We start from the raw sequence: 21,037 nt of genomic DNA, 5'->3' as shown, positions 1-21,037 counted from the left end.
TTTCGCGTGTCGGATGTGCTCCCGCTGGCGCAGGCACCGCAGCCGGATCAGCCGCTGCACGCAACGAAAACGCCGGCTGGTCACCCAGCCGGCGCTTTTGGTCCCGCCGTTGTTCGCCACACCGCGCGTAGAACGCCGGGAGTTTCGAACGAGGGCAGGATCCGTGATGTCTAGCTGTACTAGCCCGCGTGCTTGCCGTGGTCCGGCCGTGCCTCCCGCGCTTGGACGCCTTGGAGGAGGAGCAAGGCCATTCGCTCCTGCTGCCTGCGTTCGCGCTTGATCTCCTTGCGGAGGGCGGACAGTTCGCTGGCAGTGCGGGCCTGCTGCTCCCCGACCTTCTGCAGCTCCCGCAAACGGGCCTGCAGCTCAACGTTGGCCCGACTCAGCTGCAATTGCTGTTCGGCCAAGACGTACTGGGTGCGGGACAGTTGTTCCTGCAATTCCTTGACGTCCGCCGTTGGCTGGGAGCGTTCCTGGGTCAGGATCCGGGCGAATTCGAGGTCAAGATCGGATCCCGAGTCCGTGCCCGGACCCTCGCCTCTCTCCTGGACGCGACCTGGAAGGCGACGCCCGGCATTAAGGCGGCTTGCGCCGTCGTCGAACGTTCCCGGCTGAGCGGCAGGGGCGTCGGCGGTATCCAAAGAAACTGCATCCAGAGACGCTGCAGCCAGAGACGCTGTATCCAGAGGCTTGGCAGCATCACCGGACGCGGCCGGGACGGTTTCCTTCTCCGGCGCCGCGTCAACAGTGCGCCGCAGCGGGCGTTCCTTGATGAACAGCACAGCCAGGAGCGCCACCACACTGATGATCGCGGAGATCAGGAAGATCTGGGCGGTGGCGTCGCCGTATGCGGCGCGCATGATGTCCGCGATGGGCGCTGGCATATCGGCCAGGTCCATGCTGGCACCGGACCCACCACCCTGGACCGGAATACCGGCGGCGGCCATCCCTTCAACTGCCAGGTCCTTCACGTGGTTGGACATGATGGCCCCAAGGACCGACACGCCGATTGCCCCACCCACAGAGCGGAAGAATGCAACGGACGCACTGGCGGTACCGATGTCCTTGGCCTGGACTGTGTTCTGCACGGCGAGTACCAGGTTCTGCATCAGCATGCCCAGGCCGAGGCCGAACACACCGGTGTAGATGGCGACGATCCAGAGTTCCGTGGTGTGGTCCATCGTGCCGGCGAAAGCGAGGCCGCCGATCAGGAGCACGGAGCCGCCGATCAGGAACCGCTTCCATTTCCCAAAGCGGCTGATCAGGATGCCCGATGCCACAGAACCAATAAGGTTGCCGGCGATCATTGGCAACGTGAGCAGCCCTGCCTCAGTCGGCGTGGCTCCACGGGCCACCTGGAAGTACTGGCCCAGGAACGTGGACGAACCAAACATGGCGATACCGACCGCGATCGACGCGATGATGGCAAGTGCCGTGGTGCGCTCGGAGATGATTTTGAGCGGAATGATCGGCTGGGCGACTTTGGTTTCCACCAGCACCAGGAGCGCCAGCAGCGCTACGCCACCGCCCACCATGAGCGCTGACTGCCAGGAGAACCAATCGTAGTAGTCCGGGTTGCCGGCGAAGGAAACCCAGATCAGGAGCAGGCTCACGCCCGAAGTCAGGAGGATGGAGCCGAGCCAGTCGATCTTGGCGGGACGCTTGACGTGCTGGATCTTCAGGGTCACCTGAAGCAGGATGAGCGCAACCACAGCCAGTGGTACGCAGACGAAGAACGTCCAGCGCCAGCCGAGCGGGCTGTCCACAATGAAGCCACCCAGCAGCGGGCCCCCGGCAGTGCCCACTGCCATCACGGCACCCATGTAGCCGGAGTACTTGCCACGATCCCGCGGCGGAATCATGGAACCGATGATTGCCTGGGCCAGGGCGGTGAGGCCACCCAACGCGATGCCTTGAATGACACGCGCGGTAAGCAGCAGCGGAATCGTCTCGGACAGGCCGGCCATGACGGAGCCCGCCACGAAAATAATGATGCTCAGCTGGACCAGGAGCTTCTTGTCGAAGAGGTCAGCAAGCTTTCCCCAGATCGGCGTCGTGGCCGCGTTCGCCAGCAAAGCGGCGGTGATGACCCAGGCGAAATCGGTCTGCGTGCCCTTGAGTTCGGACATGATGGTTGGCAGCGCGTTGGCGACAATCGTGCTACTGAGGATCGCCGTGAAGAAGGCCGCGAGGAGTCCCGTGAGGGCTTCCATGATTTGCCGATGCGTCATGGGTGCGGCGGCTGTGTCGATTCCCGGCGTATTGCGCCCGACGGCCTGCCCCGAGGCGGCATTCTGAACTGGTGTGGCCATGCGTGGCTCCTAAGCTGTGTGAGTCGTTGTAGTGGAGCCGGCCGCCGTTGCCCGGATTGAGTCCTTGAGGGAGGTCGTGAGTTTGTTGATGACCTGGGAGGCCTCGAGGGCGTCAGCCTCGCTCCAATCCGCCAGGTAATCCCGCAGCCTCACACTGCGTTGTTCTTCGACCTCGCGCAGCTTCGCCGCGCCATCCTCCGTTAGGGCAAGCAGCTGGGCCCTGCCGTCCGCAGGATCAGGCCGCCTTGCGACGAAGCCAAGTTCCTCGAGTTCGGCGACATGCCTGCTCAGGACCGGAGCACTGACACCCAAGCGCGCAGCTAGTGCCGTTGCCCGGGTCTCCCCCTCGCCGATGAAGCGCATGACGCCTTGGACAGCCATCCCGACGTCGGGAACGCGCGCCATGTGGGCGGTCACCACGCAGCGCAGGGTGCGCTGGAGATCGAATATTTGATGCACAAGATCGGTTGCTGTGGCAGAACCGACGGACATGGAAAACACCCCTTTTTTGTTTGCCTAGAGCAACTATAACTCATATTGATTGCTTTGGGAAACTAAAGAAGATTGAACACGCAGTTGTTGCGGGGCCTGCTTCGCGTCCGAATCCAAGGTTTTGGGGCGCAGGGCAGGCCCTACAAGGCAGTCAGCCCCCGCACGGCGTTCCGTACGGGGGCTGATTGATTTGGTTGTTTAGTGATCCGTTTAGTCGTCCAGGTGGGTGGGACCGAACATCTTCAGCAGCGTCTCAACCACGACGACGTTGGGGCCATCCGCCTCGAATGACTCCTTGAGCGCGTCCCCTACTTCCTCCGGGGAAACCCGCCGAGCCGGAACACCGAACGACTCTGCCAGCTTCACGAAGTCCGGGCGTGCCAGCTCAGTGGCCGTGGCCTTGCCGAAAGCACCCACCATGTATTCGCGGAGGATGCCGTAGCCGCCGTCGTCCACGATCAGCCAGGTGACCGGGATATTGTGCTGCTTCGCCGTGGCAAGTTCGGAGATGGAGTACATCGAGGAACCGTCACCGGAAACAGCGAGCACCCTGCCGGGCTTGCCGGCGGTTTCCAGGCCGACGGCACCTCCGATTGCCGCCGGGAAGCCGTAGCCGAGGCCACCAGCACCCTGCGCGGAATGGAACTGGCCTTCGCGGGCGTCCCAGCAGCTCCATCCCCAGTACGCGGAGATGGTCATGTCCCAGAAGGTTTGCATGTCCGCGGGGACGGCTTCACGGATATCGGCCATGAACTTCAGTTCCTTGGCCAGGTCCTGGGATTCCAGGCGTGCCTTGACCTTGGCCAGGGATTCCTTGACCACGTCCTCCGGGCTGGTGCCGTGCCAGGATCGCTTCACAGTGTCCGCGGCACCAGCTGCTGCCAGTGCCTCGTCCAAGGCTGCCAGGGCTTGGCCGGCGTCGGCCCGGATGCCCAAGCCTGGCCGGTTGGATTCGAGGACGCGCGGTTCGGCGTCGATCTGGATGATGCGGCCGCGGGGTTCGAACGTGAAGTAGTTGGACGTCACTTCACCGAGGGATGAACCGATCACTATAAGCACGTCGGCGTCTTCCAGGACATCGGTCATGTACCGGTCCTCGATCCACGACTGCAACGACAACTCGTGCTTCCACGGGAACGCACCATTGCCGCCAGGGGTGCAAATGACGGGAGCACGCAGCTGCTCGGCAATGGAGAGCAGCGACTTCTCAGCCCGGCCACGGCGCGTACCGCCGCCTGCGATGATCGCCGGACGTTCCGCCGTCGAAAGCCACTTCACGGCCTCGCGGATCAGCTCGACGCGCGGCGGGTTGTCTGCTGCCTCGGCGAGCGCGTCCTCCACCGGCGGGACCATGATCGGATCCAGCAGGACGTTCTGCGGAATCTCGATCCACACCGGACCCTGCGGCGAGGAAATCGCCTCGGTCCAGGCGTCCTGGATGGCCGACGGGATCCCCGAGGCATGCTGGATCAGGCGCTGGCTCTTGGTGACGTTCGCAGCCGAAGCCTTCTGGTCATCCAACTGGTGCAGCATGCCCTTGCGGCGCGCGCCCAAGCCCTCAAGCGGAATCTGGCTGGCAATAACCACCATCGGAACGCCGGTGGCATAAGCCTCCTGCAAACCAGCAAGGGAGGTGAGCGCACCCGGACCGGTGGACAGGAACAGCACGCCTACTTCGCCGGTGGCGCGGGAGTAACCGTCGGCCGCAAACGCCGAGTTGTTCTCCACGCGCGAAGACACGAAGTGCAGGTTCCCGCGGCCCATGGCGTCGAAGAGACCCAAAGCGTGCTGCCCGGGGATACCAAACACGGTCTTCGCACCCAACGCTTCAAGGGTCTCGACGACGAGGTCCCCACCGTTGCGCTGATCGGTACCGCGCGTTGGCGCGGCAGTGCCTGGATCGAAATCGATCATCGCGTCTCTCCCGCGGTGCCGGTTGCCTGGGCGAGTTCTACGATGCGTGCACCGAGGGCCTGCTGGGCGTAGCCGTTGGGAGCACCGTGGCGGTCACCTTCCACGGCATTGTCCGCCATGAGGGTTACCAGTTCATAAGCAACGTGGCTGCCGGCCACGCCCGTGATTTCCGCGTGGTCATACGCAGGGGCAACTTCCACAATGTCCGCACCGACGAGGTTCATGCCACGGAATCCACGGATGATCTCAAGCAGTTCGCGGCTGGTGATGCCGCCTGCTTCAGGTGTACCGGTGCCGGGGGCGTGTGCCGGATCCAGGACGTCGATGTCCACGGAAATGTACAGCGGACGGTTTCCGATGCGGTCGCGGATCTTGGCCACCGTCTCCAGGACGCCCTGGTAGTAGACGTCAGCGGAGGTGACGATTCCGAAGCCAAAGCGGTGGTCGTCGTCGAGGTCCTTCTTGCCATACAGCGGACCGCGGGTACCCACGTGGCTGATGGCCTCCGTGTCCAGGATGCCTTCTTCCACTGCGCGGCGGAACGGCGTTCCGTGCGTGTACTCCGCCCCGAAGTAGGTGTCCCAGGTGTCCAGGTGTGCGTCGAAGTGGAGCATGGCCACTGGCTCACCGGCGCGCTCTGCTGCTGCCCTCAGGAGCGGAAGGGCGATGGTGTGGTCGCCGCCCAGGGTGACGAGCTTGCTGCCGTTGGCCGTAAGGTCCAGGGCGTTCTGCTGGATGGTCTCGATGGCCTCGTTGATGTTGAACGGGTTTACCGCCATGTCACCGGCATCCGCCACCTGGATGTTCTCGAACGGGCTGACATCCCAGGCAGGGTTGTACGGGCGCAGCAGGCGGCTGGCCTCACGCACATGGTTCGCGCCAAAGCGGGCGCCGGGGCGGTAGGAAACGCCGGAGTCAAAGGGCACGCCAACAACGGTGACGTCAGCCTTGGAGACCTGGTCAAGGCGGGGCAGGCGGGCGTAGGTGGCAGCACCGGCGTAGCGCGGGATGCGGGACGAATCGATGGGGCCAAGGTTCCCGTTGGCCTCAATACGGAGCTCTTCCAAAATGCGCCACTCCTTAGTGGATAGGTCGAGATGAATCAGTAACTGTGTGACACCCATCATACACTCAAAGTTTCCTAATAAGCATCAGCTGTTTACAAGTTCTCTTGAGGGTCGAGCCCCCATGAGATGCCGGTCACATCAGGCGTAAAGATTCCATAAAAACCGGGGTCCAGGCGCGGGAGGCGGCCATACGCTCCTTGCATGAGCAGCACACTGCTGCCCGGAAGGACAACGTGACCACCCTGACGAGGCCGCCGGCCGACCCTGCCGACCGGCACAAAAGCGCATTCCACCTCAAAACATGGCTGCTTGAAGGAATGCCGGATACCTCGGGCAAGCGGCAGGGTCCCCACGGAAAGCCTGCGGAAGCCCACAAACCGCAGGCCTGGTGGAAGGTCATGTGCCTTACGGGCCTGGATTACTTCTCAACACTGGGCTATCAGCCAGCGATCGCGGCCCTGGCTGCCGGATTACTGTCGCCACTGGCCACGCTGCTGCTGGTCTTCGTCACCCTGGCTGGCGCACTGCCTGTATACCGTCGCGTTGCCAGGGAAAGTCCTCGGGGCGAGGGTTCCATTGCCATGCTCGAGCGCTTGCTTCCTCGATGGGGTGGCAAGTTGTTCGTCCTGGCACTCCTCGGCTTTGCGGCCACGGATTTCATGATCACCATTACCCTCTCCGCCGCCGACGCGACCGCCCACCTCATTGAGAACCCCTTTGCTCCGCACTTCCTGGAAGGCCAGCAGGTTGTCATCACGCTGGCCCTCATTGCAGGACTGGGCATCGTCTTCCTGCGCGGATTCAAGGAAGCCATCAACGTGGCCGTCGTCCTGGTTGGCGCCTTCCTGGCACTGAACCTTGTGGTCGTCATCGTCTCCATCAGCCATGTCTTCACGGAGTCCCGGGTCATCTCGGACTGGTGGACCGCACTGAACACATCCCACGGTGATCCCATCCTGATGATTGCCCTTGCGCTGCTGGTGTTCCCACGACTGGCCCTTGGCCTCTCCGGGTTCGAGACCGGCGTCGCAGTCATGCCGCAGATCAAGGGAGACCCCTCCGACACTGAAGCCAAGCCATCCGGTCGGATCAAGGGCGCCCACAAGCTCCTGACCACCGCCGCCATCATCATGAGCTCGTTCCTCATAACATCCAGCTTCACCACCGTCATGCTGATCCCAGCCGCGGAATTCGAACCCGGCGGCAAGGCTGATGGGCGGGCCCTGGCTTTCCTCGCCCACAAGTTCCTGGGCGACGGATTTGGCACGGTGTACGACGTCAGTACCATCGCTATTCTGTGGTTTGCCGGAGCCTCGGCCATGGCAGGCCTCCTGAACCTGGTCCCCAGGTACCTCCCGCGCTACGGAATGGCTCCAGCGTGGGTCCGCGCATTGCGACCACTCGTCCTGGTCTTCACGCTCATCGCCTTCATCGTGACGATTATTTTCCAAGCCGACGTCAACGCGCAGGGAGGCGCCTATGCCACGGGCGTACTCGTCCTGATCACCTCCGCCTCCATCGCTGTGACACTCTCCGCCCGGCGAAAGAAACAACGGGCACAGTTCATCGGCTTCGGGCTGGTTTCCTTGGTCTTCGTCTACACCACCGTGGTCAACTCAATCGAGCGTCCGGACGGCCTGAAGATCGCCGCACTGTTCATTCTGGGCATCATGGCAGTGAGCTTTATTTCGCGGATCCGGCGTGCCTTTGAGCTCCGTGCCACGCATATCAAGATGGACCAGACCGCACTCGAATTCACTGCGAACAACGTCGACGGACCGGTCCGGATCATCGCCCACGAGCCTAAACACCTCAGCGCTGGGCGGTACCGGGAGAAGCTCCAGCACGCGCAGCAGGCCAACCACCTGCCCCTGGATTGCGATGCGGTGTTCATCGAGATCATTGTTGAAGACAGCTCAGATTTCGAGCAGGAGCTCCAGGTAGTGGGCAAGAAACGGCATGGCTTCAAGATCCTGGAAGTCCACAGCAACAACGTACCCAACACCCTTGCCGCCGTCTTGCTTCACATCCGCGACGTTACGGGTTTCATGCCACACATCTACTTCCGCTGGACCGAGGGCAACCCGATCTCCAACCTCAGCAGGTTCCTGTTCTTCGGCGAGGGCGAGATCGCGCCGGTCACCCGCGAGGTACTGCGTGAGGCTGAGCCGGACATCACCCGCCGTCCGTGGGTCCACGTGGGCTGATTGCCCCGCGTGGCTTCCCGGCCTGCCGCCGCGCCCCTCCCCGGTTGGTCTCTCGCCCAGCCTCGTTCCTCCCCACTTCGTCCCCTTTTGTCCCAGGCACGCCCCGGGCAAACCCTGGATTTCCAGGCCCCTCGCTTGGGCGGTGGTTTGAGATCCGGGGCAACCGGGGAGGAGCGCGGCGGCTCGGAGCACGAACTGGGAGAGGGCGTCCATCCGGCGTTGCCCACATACGGCAAATTGGTCATTTCACGGGACACGGGAAGCATGTGAACTGGCCCGATGGATGCCCTCCAGTACCTCCAGAAAATCGGCGGAGTTGCCCGAACCAGGCAACTGCTGGCCGCAGGCTACTCGCGCGCGGATCTCGCACGCCTTTCAAGCCAAGGGGCACGACAGCCTCGGCGGGGCGTCTTCATGCTTGGGGAACACAAACCAGAGTTGGCAGCGGCCCTCCGTCACAACGCCCACGTCTCCTGCGCCAGCGCCGCCCCGCCTTATGGGCTGTGGCTACGGAAGACACCCGATCTCCACCATTTGGCCTGCAACCACGGGCACGGTCTCGGCTTCGTCAGACACAGAACCAACAGGTTCGATCCCCATCCCACTCTCCCCATTGCCGCCGTCGAGGACGTCGTGCTGCACGCAATGGCGTGCTTGGAACCACCCGCATCAACGGCAATCGCAACATCGGCGATTCGCTTGCACGGTGTGCCATTGGAACTACTGAAGGAGCAGTTACGGGGAGACAGGTCGCGGCCTGTTCTCGACGCCCTCAATGAGCTGGACCTGAGTGCGGAGTCCATTGTGGAGGTCGATGCACAGCACCTGTTTCGCACTCATGGCATCGCCTTCAACTCCCAAGTAGCGATCCCTGGAATCGGGCGCGTCGACTTTCTCATTGAGGACTTCCTCATCGTGGAAGTGGACGGTTTCGCGTATCACTCAAGCAGGAAATCCCTACGGAATGACCTTGCACGGAATAATGCCTCCATGGTCAACGGATTCTTGGTGCTGAGGTATCCGCCGGAGGTCATCTGGTTTGAACCGGAGCGCGTGCTTGCAGAAATTCGGGCAGTCCTCAGCCTCCCACGCGACGCTCCTCCCCGGTTCGTTACGCAGTGAACCCGGCCAGGCCACGGGATTCCAGGGCCCACTCACCAAATCCGAACGGCAAACGGCGGGCAACTGGGACGGACCGCGGAGCAGCGGGAAGGTCTAGCGGCTCGCTGCGGGCACCAGAACCCAGAGGACCTCGACGGTTTCGTCCGTGGGATTGACCCACGTATGGGGTTCCCTGCCTGGGAAGGAGAGGGTGTCCCCTTCTTCGAGGTCGTACTCCTCGTTGGTCAGGATCAGTTTGATGCGTCCCTTCACCACATGGAGGACGTCAACATCGCAGTCAACGGCGTAGAGCTCGTTTTCACCACGACCCCGCGGTTCGATGGTGGCCTGAAGGATCTGCAGCCGCCGCTCCGATCGGGCTGTTAACAAGCGCTCCACAATGCCCTGGCCACCCAGGGAAATCCGGGGGCCGTCGTCGCGCCTGGTCAGGTGCGTTTCCGGAGCGGCAAACAAGTCTCCTACCGACACGGACAAGACCTGGCAAAGGGTTACAAGTGAAGCGACCGACGGCGAGGTCAGGTCGCGTTCGACACGGCTGAGGAAGCCTTTGGTTAGGCCTGTCGCGTCCGCCACTTGCTCGATGGTGAGCCGCTGCGCCTGGCGGGCTGCGCGGATTCTGGAACCAATCGCAACGGGAACGTTGCTTGGTTCAACGGGGAGAGCCTTCATTCACGAACCTTTCAGGCCTGTCATTGGGCCCTGTCATTGCAGCAATAGTAGCGGGACCGCGGGCCTCCGGAGCCCTTAACAGCCCGAGGATGACCAAAGCCCCTTGACTGTTACTCCCATCACAACATATCCTCATAGGCAACAAGTGTTGTCTGTGAGGCACAACACGATCCCCAATCTCCCATCATCAGCACGGAGACTTCGGCACTTCCCAGGAGTATCGTCGAAACCCCCAAACTCCGTGCACCAGCTCCAAGGAGCCACTCATGGACTCATCGTTCATAAACATCGCCATTGTGGTGGTGTACCTGCTTGCAATGCTTGCATTCGGCTGGTGGGGCAAGTCCCGCACCAAGAACAACAGCGACTTCCTGGTGGCAGGCCGCCGCCTGGGACCCTTCCTTTACACAGGCACCATGGCCGCGGTTGTCCTTGGTGGCGCATCCACGGTCGGCGGCGTCGGCTTGGGCTACAAGTTCGGCATCTCAGGGATGTGGCTGGTAGTCGCAATCGGCTCCGGCGTCCTCCTGCTGAGCTTGCTCTTTGCTGGCACCATCCAGCGCCTGAAGATCTATACGGTTTCCCAAATGCTGAGCCTTCGCTACGGCAGCAAGGCCACGCAGACCTCCGGAATCGTGATGCTCGCCTACACCCTCATGCTCTGTGCCACGTCCACCGGCGCATACGCCACCATCTTCGTAGTCCTCTTCGACTGGGAACGCTGGATGGCGATCGCCGTCGGCGGTGCAATTGTGCTTGTTTACTCGACCATCGGTGGCATGTGGTCCATCACGCTGGCCGACCAGGTCCAGTTCATCATCAAGACCGTAGGCATCTTCTTCCTGATGCTCCCCTTCGTCATGAACGCGGCCGGAGGACTCGATGGTATCCGTGAGCGCGTCGGTGCGAGCTTCTTCCAGATCGACGGCATCGGTGTCCAGACGATCATCACGTACTTCGTCGTTTACACCCTTGGACTCCTGATCGGCCAAGACATCTGGCAGCGCGTCTTCACGGCCAAGACTCCAAAGGTTGCACGCTGGGGTGGAGCGACCGCCGGCGTTTACTGCATCCTTTACGGTGTAGCCGGTGCCTTGATCGGCCTGGCCGCCCGGGTGGCGCTCCCCAACATCGATGTCGCCAACCTCGGCAAGGACGTGGTGTACGCCGAAGTGGCAACGCACATCCTGCCCATCGGCATTGGCGGCCTGGTCATGGCCGCAGCTGTTGCAGCCATGATGTCCACCGCTTCAGGTGCCCTGATCGCCGCCGCCACGGTGGCTCGCGCAGATGTTGTTCCGTTCGTCGCCAGCTGGTTCGGCAAGAGCATCAACACCGACGACACCGAAAACCCTGAGCACGACGTCAAAGCCAACCGCTACTGGGTTCTGGGCCTGGGCATCGTTGCAGTGGTGATCTCCATGGCCGCGCAGGACGTGGTTGTTGCCCTCACCATTGCCTACGACATCCTGGTGGGCGGCCTCCTCGTCGCGATTCTCGGCGGCCTGGTGTGGAAGCGCGGAACCGGTATCGCCGCTGCATGGTCCATGGCAGTGGGCTCTGTATTGACCCTGGCACTGTTGATTCTGTTCGCGATTGGAGTCATTCCGAGCGTCGATGGCGTCTACGCCAACGAACCCATCTACTACGGCCTGGCGGCCTCGTTCGTGGCCTATGTCGTGATCTCCCTCCTCACGCCGCCCACCGAACCCGAAGTCCGGGCCGCCTGGGACAAGCGCGTGGCCGGGGCAGTCTCGGAAGAACTGCCGCTGGAGGCCCACCCGGTCAGCAGCCACAACGCCAGCTAGCTGACGCCCAGCCCCGAGTAATGTTCGACGGCGGCGCCGCCCCTTTCCGGGGCGGCGTCGCCGTTGCATTTGCCGTCCCGCTTCGCGCGCTGCGAGGCCCACTCTGCGCCCCATCCACACCCCTTGGCACGCACACCGGGCCCCACAACAACCCACCCGCAGTTCTTCAGGACAGCACTCCTCCAGTACAGTGGTCCCAGCTTCAAGAGAGGTGGCGCAAAGCTCCGACTGGCCACACACCAACCCCATGTTCACGGGTGGTTCGGATGAGGAAGCGGCCCGCCCCGGACCAGAGACAACCGAGCGGGCAAGAGCACTCCCTAAAGGAGCAGTCCTTGCCGTACCAAGGTGTAGTCAGCCCAACTCAAACGACCCCCACCAAATCCGAGACGCCCACCGTTCCGGTGATTCCCGGCGTCGACCTTGTCCGTGGGACTGTGACCCTGTTCCTGAACGGTGGCCTGACCCGGTTCCGGCACCCTGAAGCGCAGCTGTTGGCGCGTGCTCTTGCCCAGGCTGTGCGTCCATCGCGGTGGTGTGCATCGTCGAGGACTTTGACGGTGACTGTTGCAGCGCTGGGGCGTCCGGCCGGACTGGAGCGGCATTTCACCTTGGATGAGGAGGGCCCTGCCTAGAAGAAAAGAGTCCTAGAATTCTTCGTCTTCTTCCCCGCGGAATTCTTCGGTTTCATCCAGGGGGACAACCCGCTCGTCGTCTTCAGGGACGTCGATTTCCTCCACCCAGGGTTCGTCGACTTCCTGGTCTTCGCTGTAGTCGTAGGCGGGGTCTGACTCGATGGTCTCCCGTTCCGGGTGGTTGGCGTGCGGTTCGGTGGTGTCCATGCTGCAACCTCCGTCTGGTGGGCTGGCAAGCAGCCTGCTGACCGAGTGCGGGGAGGGCCCCCGCCCCTGTCCTTCCATCTGAGCACTGTGCCTGAAGAGGGTCAAGGCAGCGGCCAACATGGACCCAAGGAAAGGCTCGAAGCAGAGGATTGCAGCTTCGCAAATTAAGGCATGCCGAACATTCCAACTAAGGAATACCGGCCAAAAATCCGCGCCAATAAGCGGTACAGTGGGCGTGCAATGGGGCCGCAACTACCCCACCCAGCACAGGAGAAAAAGTGCAGAAGCACCAGGAATCCCACGGTTCGTCGAGCCCCGCTCCGGACCCCGCCCCCGGATCCGGAACACCGCCCCAACCGGTCCCGCCCACGTCCGCGGACATCAGGCGCTGGCGTCAATACCTGGCCGACGAGCGAGCCGAAGCCGCCGTCTACCGGGAACTCGCCCAACGTCGTGACGGCGAAGAACGCCAGATCCTGCTCGCCTTGGCCGAGGCAGAAGGAAGGCATGAGGCACACTGGCTGAAGCTCCTCGGAGAGCACGCTGGAATGCCGAAGGGGGCGTCCACCCGGAGCCAGCTACTTGGCTTCCTGGCCCGGCACTTCGGCTCGGTGTTCGTGCTCGCCCTGGCCCAGCGAGCGGAAGGCCGTTCCCCCTACGGTGCAGAACCTGCCGCGACTCCGGCCATGGTTGCCGACGAACAAATCCACGAAGAAGTTGTCAGGGGCCTGGCCACCCGTGGACGCAACAGGCTCTCCGGTACCTTCCGCGCCGCTGTTTTTGGGGCCAACGACGGCCTGGTGAGCAACCTTTCACTGGTCATGGGCATGGCCGCAACGGGCGTTCCCAGCCCGGTGGTCCTTATGAGCGGTGTTGCCGGATTGCTGGCCGGGGCCCTGTCCATGGGTGCCGGCGAGTACGTTTCGGTCCGCTCGCAACGGGAGTTGCTTAACGCCACGCTGCCCACGCAGGCTACCCTCACAGCGGCCCCTTCTTTGGACATCGAACACAATGAGCTCGTGCTGGTGTACTTGGCCCGCGGCATGACCCGCGAGGCCGCCGAGCACCGCGCCGCCGAGCGCATGGGACTCTTCAGCTGCGACTGCGATCCCAGCCTCTCCTTGCAACCCGAGAAGGAGCAGCCCGCCGATGACCACGAAACAGTCGGCTCTGCCTGGGGCGCTGCGATGTCCAGCTTCTGCTTTTTCGCCTCGGGTGCGATCGTGCCGATCCTTCCGTTTATTTTCGGCATGACGGGTGTGGCGGCACTGACAGTAGCCGGTGTTCTGGTAGGCATCGCGCTCCTGGCGACTGGCGCCGTCGTCGGGCTGTTGTCCGGGACCTCACCGCTGAGCCGTGGCTTCCGGCAGCTGGCGATCGGCCTGGGTGCCGCGGCCGCCACTTATGGGCTTGGCCTCGCGTTCGGAACGTTGATCGTCTAGGCGGTAATGTTGGTTCGTCCTCCGCGCAGCCCCGCGTGACCGGGGCGTAGGGAATGGAGAACCGTGGATTCGGAGCAGCCGCCGTTGCGCGCGCCAAAACACCGTCGTGCGGGCACAATGCTGCGAATTCTTCGCGGCGTCCTCATGGCTGGTGTCGCCGCCGTCGTGGCTGTCCTTGTCAGCGGTTTGCTCCACGGCGATCCGCGAATCATCGGGCTGTTTCCGGGTGTGGCCCTGCCCAATTCGCCCAAAAGCGCGCCGATCCAGCAGACCCCGGCCCGGGCCCTGGACGCGCCGCCTCCAGGAATCGACGAGGCGGACGCCCCGCTGGCATCGCCGCCGCCCCCAGCCAGCGCCAGCGATTCGTACAAGTTCCTGGCAACCAACGACGACGGCACTCCGGTTGGGTACTCACCGTGCCGTCCCCTGCACTACGTCGTGAATGCCGCTACCGCACCGGAGGGTACGGATGCCCTGCTTGCCACCGCAATCGCCAATATCTCCGCGGCATCCGGAATCCAGTTCATCAACGATGGCAGCACCGATGAGTTGCCTACCGCAAAACGCGAACCGTACCAACCGTCCAAGTACGGTGACCGGTGGGCACCCTTGCTGATTTCGTGGACCACGCCCGAGACGGCTCCGGCGCTGGCTGACACCGTCATCGGTACGGGCGGCAGCACCATGTACTCACTCAACAATGGTCCCAAGAGCTACATCACGGGCAGCCTGGAGCTCGACACCCCGCAAGTGGCTGAGCTTCTGGCCGAGGAAGGCGGTTCGGACTACGTGCTGGCAGTCATGCAGCACGAACTGGGGCACGTCATGGGTCTGGATCATGTCGATGATCCGGTTCAGCTGATGTACCCGGAGATCGGCGCTCCTGACGGATTGGCTGCTGGCGACCTGAACGGTCTTCACCTCCTGGCCTCGGCTCCTTGCCGCAAGGACATCTGAAGCAACGCGGCTTCTCATGAATCGCCATGGACTCGCGGCCCCATGGGCTCTATCCTGACGGAAGCGGCCGACGGCGGCGCCCCACCGTCCGAGTGGGCCGTCCCGTGAGGGGGTTCGATGGAACCTTATGGGTCGCCAGAGTGGCCAGACCCCTATCCCCCGCCGCCTTACCAGCAGCACGCCAAGCCGCCGCCCCGGCCCCCCATCAAGCACAGCAGCATCGCGGCCATCCTGTTCCTGTTCGGCGTTCTCGGTTTGGTCTGCGCCGGCGCATATTTCAGCGGCGAGCTGCAACAGTTCTGGTCCGATTCCACGACGCAGAGCCAAGCGCCGCGGCCCGGGCTGGTTCCCTTTGGCCAACGTCAGGATCCGCTGCCCGGCTTCGAGGAAGCCGACGCACCCCTGGGCACGCCGGCGCCGTTGCAGCGGACCAGCACTTCCTACAAATTCCTGGCCGTCAAGGAGGACGGAACTCCCCTGGCATACTCCCCTTGCAGGCCGATCCACTACGTGGTCAACGCAGATCTGGCCCCAACGAGCTGGTATTCCATGGTGGAGGACGCCGTTCGGCAGGCCAGCCTCGCCTCCGGACTGCAGTTCATTTATGACGGTCCGACGTCCGAAATCCCCACGAGCAACAGGGCCGGCTACCAGCCCACCACCTACGGTGACCGCTGGGCGCCTGTGCTGATTGCCTGGACCACGCCGGAGCAGGTGCCGCGGCTGACCGGACAAACAGTGGGCTTGGGCGGAAGTTCCTCCATCGGCCTCAGCAACGGCTATAAGGCCTACGTGACCGGCTCGGTATCGTTGGATGCACCGCAGTTTGCCGGGATCATGGACTCACCCCAGGGCAAGGAAGTGGGCACGGCCGTGATCATGCACGAACTCGGACACGTTCTAGGTTTGGACCATGTGGATGACCCCCGCCAGCTGATGTACGACCAAGCCTCGTGGGTTCGCGAATACGCCGCCGGGGACAAGACGGGCCTTGCCCAGCTCGGCTCGGGTCCCTGCAGCAAAGACTTCTAGCCCGCGCAGCAAGGACTTCTAGCCCGCGGCCACCACTGCGAGCGCGTCCTCCACAGTATCCACCAGGAAAATCCTGTCTGCCATGGGCCTCCCGGCCGCGAGGCTCCGCAGCATCGCCCATGCCGGGTAGGTGTGTTCCCAATGGTCGCGGCCTACCAGGACCATGGGAGTGATGGTTTCGGGGGCTCCGTAATAGTTTTCGCAGGCGTCCTGGAAGATCTCCTGCACGGTTCCGGCAGAACCGGGCAGGAACACGATCCCGCCGTTGCATAGCTCGAGGAGGATCGCTTCCCGGATCGCGTTGGCGAAGTACTTGGCGATGTGGGTGGCGAACAGGTTTGGTGGTTCGTGGCCGTAGAACCAGGTGGGTATGCCCAGCGTCGCTGCGCCTTCTGGGTAACGTTCGACGACGGCGGCTGCTCGCCGCGCCCAAGCCGTCACCGAGGGCCTGAACCCCGGTATGGAAGCCAGCGTTTCCAGCGCTGCGGTGGAATCGGCGTCGGGCAGTCCGCTGAGGTAGGCGCCCATGTTGGCCGCTTCCATCGCGCCGGGGCCACCGCCGGTTGCCACTGTGAATCCGGCTTGCGCCAGCAAGCGACCCAGCCGCGCGGCGTCGGCGAATTCCTTGGTTCCGCGCTGCGCGGCGTGTCCGCCCATGACGCCCACGAGTTTGGTACCTGCCAGGTCACCGTCTTGCAGCAGTTCGTCCAGGGCGTCGCCGATCGCGTGGTCGTGGAGGGCTGCGGCGAGCGTTGCGTCAAGGCTTGCCCGCTTTCCCGGAAGGATGCTCCACTGGTAAATTCTCGCGTCCAGGGTGGCTTCATACTCGGTAGTGGAAATGTCCTCGTAGAGTTCGCTGGCCGTGTAGAGGGTGCCGCGATACGGGTTGAAGGGCACGCCGCGCATCTTGGGAAAGATGAGCGCGCCGCGGCTTCGCAGGCTCTCCTCGATGCCGTCGTCGAAAGTGCATCCCAGGAAGATCGCGCCCTGCGGGTCCATCATTTTCAGTTCGCGCGAACGTCCGCGAAGGTCCAGCGACTGCGCATGCCAGCCGTGCATGGATCCCGCCCCGGAGGTAACCAGTTTGTCGAAATGGACGATGCTTTCGACGTCGAGCGTCCGTGGACTTGGGTTCAAGGCACCGGAGGGATTCATGGCATCAGCGTAGTAGTGCCCAACGGCTTGAGTCCCGTTTACGCGCAAGGCGATGTTCCGTTGCATGATGAAGCATGAAGACTTCAGATGAGGGCGGCGCTGGCGCCCGGCCGCGTATCGGAGTTCCGGTTCGCCTTAGCAGCTCGGACAATCCTGACGCCCGCGTGGGCGAAGCCAACCAACTGTTCACCCTTATTGTGGATTTGCTCCGTGAAGCGGGCGCGCAGCCCGTGTTGCTGACCCCCGTTTCCGCTGATAGCGCCGGGCGTCTGGCCTCCGTCATGAAAACGCTCGACGGCGTGCTGCTGCCCGGTGGCGGGGACCTGGAACCGCGTCTTTATGGCCAGGATCCGGAGGATTCGGTGTATGACGTCAACCCGGAACAGGACCATCTGGACATTGACGTCGCCCGGGCCACGATCGACGCCGGCCTTCCGCTGCTGGGGATTTGCCGCGGCCACCAGTTGTTGAACGTCCTTTACGGCGGGACGTTGATCCAGGACATGGCACCGTCGGCCGTCAACCACAACGGATTGAATCCCGACGATCCCACGGCCAGTGAGTGGGCATGGCATGACGTTGTACTTGCACCAGGATCGAAGACCGCTGCGCTCTATGGCGCCCCGGAAGGGACCTCCATCAAGATCGCCTCGGGGCATCACCAGGCGGTGGCCAGGGTGGGTGAAGGCCTGGTGGTCACGGCGATCGCCGACGACGGCACGGTGGAAGCGCTTGAAGATCCTTCCCGTTGGGTTGCCTCGGTGCAATGGCATCCGGAAGCGTCCCAGCTTCCCGATAACCAGCGACTGGCGCCCTTTAAAGCGTTCGTGGAAGTGTGCCGGAACCCTACCCAGGCGGGCCCCGGAGGAGTACAGTAACGCTCACTGCATCGCTTTCAGCTCAGCTGAAAGCCCGGCAAGCGCATAACTCCATTCGAATGACGTCCCGTGGGCGTCGTAAGTTTGCCGGCTGGGGGGCCCAACATCTGCTCAAAGGGGCATGGTTGTGGACCGTCCAAAATACGTCCGCCGTCCGGATCGGCAACCCCATTTCTTCAGCTTCCTGGGCTTGATCCTTGCTCCGGCTTTGGCCTTCGCGGGACTCGTCGCATTTTCCATCGCCCCTGCGTCGGCGGCCGTTCCGCCGTGCGCAGGAACCGGCGGGGCCATGCAGATAGTGGCTCACACGGACGATGACCTGCTTTTCCTCAGCCCGGACTTCATGAGGGACATCCAGGCCAAACGCTGCGTCCAAACGGTGTTCACCACCGCGGGCGAGGCCGGTGAGGGGGCTGCGTACTGGAAGAGCCTGGAAGCTGGAATCAGGGCCAGCTACTCCAAGATGGCAGGAGTGTCTGATTCGTGGACCACCTCGGATGCAGGGGTTCCCAACCGCCCACTGACGATGCAAACGCTCAATGGCGCACCCAACATCTCGGTGGTCTTCATGCGCCTCCCAGATGGTTTCCCGAACGGTGACGGCAGTGCGGCGTACAACGACCAGAGCATCCTCAAACTCTGGGATGGACGGCTTTCCTCCATCAGGCCCGTGGATAACGCAGCCACGTTCACAAAGTCCCAGTTCCAAACTGCCTTGAATCGGCTGGTTGCCAACTTCCAACCGACCACGTTCCGCACACAGGACTGGACCGGCAACTTCAACAGTCCCTACGACCACAGCGACCATTGGGCAACCGCCAAGTTCGCCCAACTGGCTACGCGCAGCTACACCGGCCCCCATACCTCCCTGGCCTACGACGCATATGTGATTGACGAGTACCCCCAGAATGTGACGGGTGCCGAACTCACCGCCAAGGTGGACACCTTCGTGCGGTTCGCGGATTTCGACATGTATATCTGCAGCAGTCCTGGCGAAGGATGTCCCGATTCCCCCTACGATGAGTGGCTGAAACGGCAATACATCACAGCCATCGAGTGGGTGGGCAACGCCGCTAAGTCGGCAGGGACCACCGTCACGGCGTCATCCCAGAAAGCAACCGCCCAGAGCCCGGAGAAAGCCCGGGACGGGTATGCGTGGGGCGCCCCCATGGACGCAAAGCGTGAATGGGTGACGGCCGGCGAAAAGGCGGGCAGCTGGATTCAGTATGATTTCTCCCCTACAAGGACCATCAACTCGGTGACCTTGTTCGACCGGCCGCTCCTCACTGACCAAGTGACCGGAGGGAACCTGCTGTTCTCGGATGGAAGCACGGTGACAGTCCCAGCGCTTCCCAACAACGGCTCCGGACTCACCATCAACTTCCCTGCGAAGACCGTGAGTTCGGTGCGTATGAACATCACCTCAGTCAGCTCCACCACCACCAACGCCGGTTTGGCCGAGTTCGAGGCCTACCTGGGAACGGACAACGTTGCCCCCGTGGTCACTGCGACGCCTCCGGGTGGAACATACGCGGTGGGCCAGTCCATCACCCTCACCGCCAATGAGACGGCGACGATCTACTACACCACGGACGGCAGCAACCCCACGACGGCGAGCAGCAAGTACGCCAGTCCGATCCCGCTCAATGGCCCGATGACGCTGAAGTACTTTGCCGTTGACGGCGCCAACAATTCATCGGCCGTGGCCACCCAGACGTACTCCACGGGCCCGGATATCACCAAGCCAGTGGTGACAGCCAACCCTGTAGGCGGGGCGTACGCTGCGGGCACCACGATCACCCTATCTGCCAACGAGCCAGCGGAAATCCGCTACACGACAGACGGCACAGATCCCCTCACAGCCGGCCTGCTGTATTCCGCGCCAATTACGTTCAATGGGCCAGGTCCCATGACCCTGAAGTACTTCGCGAAGGACACGGCTGGAAATACCTCCGACGTCGCAACGCAGACCTACTCGATTCCGCCGGACACGACGGCTCCAGTGGTGACGGCCAATCCCACCGGACGGGCACTGGCCAGCGGCGCCACGATCACATTGACAGCCAACGAGACTGGGGCGGCCATTTACTACACTACCGACGGCAGCACCCCCACGGCCACCGAATCTGCTTCCAATATCAAGTACTCCACCCCGATCGTGATGGGCAACTCCACCCTGACGTTGAAATACATAGGCGTGGACACGGCGGGCAACACGTCGTCCGTCGGTACCCAGACGTACACCGTTCCCGTAGCCGGACCGCCGTCGGCCCATGACTTCAACGGCGACGGCCGCGCCGACGTCCTGGCGGCTGACACCGCCGGCAACCTGTACCTGTACCCGGGCAACGGCGCGGGCGGGCTCTCCCCCAGGCAGCTCGCTTTGGCTGCGCCTGCCTGGTCATCCAACACGGACACCATCACCCCCGGCGACTTCAACAGCGACGGGAAGCCCGACCTCCTGGCACGATCCGGGGACGTCCTGTGGTTCTACCCCGGCGACGGCGCTGGCAGCTTTGGCGCACGGAAGCAGGTCAGCACCGGTTGGAGCACCATGACACAGCTCTTCTCCCCAGGGGATTTCAGCGGTGACGGAATTCCCGATTTCATGGGACGGCGCAGCAACGGCGACCTCCGTTTGTATGAAGGAAATGGTGCTGGAGGACAGCGGACTCCCTACACCGTGGGCTGGGGTTGGGGCGTCATGAACGCCATCTTCAGCACTGGCGATTTCAACAGTGATGGCAAGGCAGATGTACTGGCGCGGCGCACTGATACAGGCGCATTATGGCTATATCCGGGCAATGGTTCCGGGGGCTGGTTGCAATGGACGCAGATCGGGACGGGCTGGGGAACCCGCACTGCGCTGGCCGGACCACGGGACCTTGACGGCGACGGTAAGAACGACGTCGTAGGCCGCATCGGAGACACTTTGTGGCTCTATCCCGGATCGGGAAGCGGAACGCTCAGCAACGTTCCGCCCGTTAGCCTCGGCTCGGGTTGGCAGGCCATGAAGGTCATCGCCTGATCAGCCCCCTCTACCTGGCGCGGGTCGGAGTTTTCCCCCAGACTCATCCGGCCCGCGTCAGCTACGTCCGATCCTCTCTCACATCGAAGCCCTTTTCGGCCGTTCTGCTCTC

General features: G+C 63.0%; 16 protein-coding genes and 1 riboswitch. Of the genes, 9 read left to right on the top strand and 7 right to left on the bottom strand.

Annotated features, from left to right (window positions below):
* Positions 1-179: 179 nt before the first annotated feature.
* From ACFX4T_RS17515 to speB, 4 genes are all read right to left on the bottom strand, one after another.
* The gene (locus tag ACFX4T_RS17515; RefSeq protein ID WP_377652954.1) at positions 180-2,312 is read right to left on the bottom strand and encodes an MFS transporter; all 2,133 of its coding nucleotides are present in this window, start codon (positions 2,310-2,312) and stop codon (positions 180-182) included.
* A gap of 9 nt (positions 2,313-2,321) precedes the next feature.
* A complete protein-coding gene (locus ACFX4T_RS17510) occupies positions 2,322-2,804 on the bottom strand; it encodes a MarR family winged helix-turn-helix transcriptional regulator (RefSeq protein WP_216926094.1) in 483 nt (160 codons plus the stop codon).
* A 210-nt stretch (positions 2,805-3,014) separates the two neighbouring features.
* Positions 3,015-4,718 (bottom strand): thiamine pyrophosphate-binding protein, encoded by a 1,704-nt coding sequence (locus ACFX4T_RS17505; protein WP_377652952.1) that lies wholly within the window; start codon positions 4,716-4,718, stop codon positions 3,015-3,017.
* Complete coding sequence (gene speB / locus ACFX4T_RS17500; protein WP_377652949.1) at positions 4,715-5,785, bottom strand: agmatinase; 1,071 nt, start codon at positions 5,783-5,785, stop codon at positions 4,715-4,717. Before speB ends, ACFX4T_RS17505 begins: the two co-directional genes overlap by 4 nt.
* A gap of 233 nt (positions 5,786-6,018) precedes the next feature.
* Here speB and ACFX4T_RS17495 point away from each other — a divergent pair, with 233 nt between their 5' ends.
* Together ACFX4T_RS17495 and ACFX4T_RS17490 are read left to right on the top strand one after the other, a co-directional pair.
* A complete protein-coding gene (locus ACFX4T_RS17495) occupies positions 6,019-7,992 on the top strand; it encodes an amino acid transporter (protein ID WP_377652946.1) in 1,974 nt (657 codons plus the stop codon).
* Between the two features lie 279 nt (positions 7,993-8,271).
* Positions 8,272-9,114, top strand: a complete 843-nt coding sequence (locus ACFX4T_RS17490; protein WP_377652944.1) for a DUF559 domain-containing protein — start codon at positions 8,272-8,274, stop codon at positions 9,112-9,114.
* 93 nt (positions 9,115-9,207) lie between these two features.
* Here the strand turns inward: ACFX4T_RS17490 and ACFX4T_RS17485 are convergent, their stop codons facing one another.
* Entirely contained in the window at positions 9,208-9,783 is a 576-nt protein-coding gene (locus ACFX4T_RS17485; RefSeq protein WP_017197669.1) for a helix-turn-helix domain-containing protein, read from the bottom strand.
* Between the two features lie 266 nt (positions 9,784-10,049).
* Between ACFX4T_RS17485 and ACFX4T_RS17480 the strand changes: the two genes are divergently transcribed.
* On the top strand, positions 10,050-11,591 hold the full coding sequence (locus ACFX4T_RS17480) for a sodium:solute symporter (protein ID WP_377652941.1): 1,542 nt from the start codon (positions 10,050-10,052) through the stop codon (positions 11,589-11,591).
* Positions 11,592-11,791: 200 nt separating this feature from the next.
* Positions 11,792-11,911: riboswitch (SAM riboswitch) on the top strand.
* Positions 11,912-11,926: 15 nt separating this feature from the next.
* Positions 11,927-12,226 (top strand): hypothetical protein, encoded by a 300-nt coding sequence (locus tag ACFX4T_RS17475; RefSeq protein WP_216926088.1) that lies wholly within the window; start codon positions 11,927-11,929, stop codon positions 12,224-12,226.
* Between the two features lie 12 nt (positions 12,227-12,238).
* Here ACFX4T_RS17475 and ACFX4T_RS17470 read toward each other — a convergent pair whose 3' ends face one another.
* Positions 12,239-12,433, bottom strand: coding sequence for a hypothetical protein (locus ACFX4T_RS17470; protein WP_216926087.1), 195 nt, complete (start codon positions 12,431-12,433; stop codon positions 12,239-12,241).
* A gap of 278 nt (positions 12,434-12,711) precedes the next feature.
* On the opposite strand from ACFX4T_RS17470, the gene ACFX4T_RS17465 reads away from it, so the two are divergent.
* From ACFX4T_RS17465 to ACFX4T_RS17455, 3 genes are all read left to right on the top strand, one after another.
* Positions 12,712-13,875: a VIT1/CCC1 transporter family protein gene (locus ACFX4T_RS17465; RefSeq protein WP_377652939.1), complete on the top strand. Its 1,164-nt coding sequence runs from the start codon at positions 12,712-12,714 to the stop codon at positions 13,873-13,875.
* A 120-nt stretch (positions 13,876-13,995) separates the two neighbouring features.
* Positions 13,996-14,832 carry a matrixin family metalloprotease gene (locus tag ACFX4T_RS17460; protein ID WP_377653081.1) on the top strand — a complete coding sequence of 279 codons (837 nt, stop codon included), beginning with the start codon at positions 13,996-13,998 and terminating at the stop codon, positions 14,830-14,832.
* 117 nt (positions 14,833-14,949) lie between these two features.
* Entirely contained in the window at positions 14,950-15,864 is a 915-nt protein-coding gene (locus ACFX4T_RS17455; RefSeq protein WP_377652936.1) for a matrixin family metalloprotease, read from the top strand.
* 18 nt (positions 15,865-15,882) lie between these two features.
* Here ACFX4T_RS17455 and ACFX4T_RS17450 read toward each other — a convergent pair whose 3' ends face one another.
* Positions 15,883-17,019 (bottom strand): LOG family protein, encoded by a 1,137-nt coding sequence (locus ACFX4T_RS17450; protein WP_377653079.1) that lies wholly within the window; start codon positions 17,017-17,019, stop codon positions 15,883-15,885.
* A gap of 74 nt (positions 17,020-17,093) precedes the next feature.
* On the opposite strand from ACFX4T_RS17450, the gene ACFX4T_RS17445 reads away from it, so the two are divergent.
* Together ACFX4T_RS17445 and ACFX4T_RS17440 are read left to right on the top strand one after the other, a co-directional pair.
* On the top strand, positions 17,094-17,897 hold the full coding sequence (locus ACFX4T_RS17445; RefSeq protein ID WP_377652933.1) for a gamma-glutamyl-gamma-aminobutyrate hydrolase family protein: 804 nt from the start codon (positions 17,094-17,096) through the stop codon (positions 17,895-17,897).
* A gap of 127 nt (positions 17,898-18,024) precedes the next feature.
* Positions 18,025-20,925, top strand: a complete 2,901-nt coding sequence (locus ACFX4T_RS17440; RefSeq protein WP_377652931.1) for a chitobiase/beta-hexosaminidase C-terminal domain-containing protein — start codon at positions 18,025-18,027, stop codon at positions 20,923-20,925.
* The last annotated feature ends 112 nt before the right edge of the window (positions 20,926-21,037 follow it).

Source organism: Paenarthrobacter sp. YIM B13468 (assembly GCF_042788025.1).
GTDB lineage: Bacteria > Actinomycetota > Actinomycetes > Actinomycetales > Micrococcaceae > Arthrobacter > Arthrobacter aromaticivorans.
The sequence above is the reverse complement of the archived record's forward strand: the minus strand, read 5'-3'. Positions and strand labels throughout refer to the sequence as shown.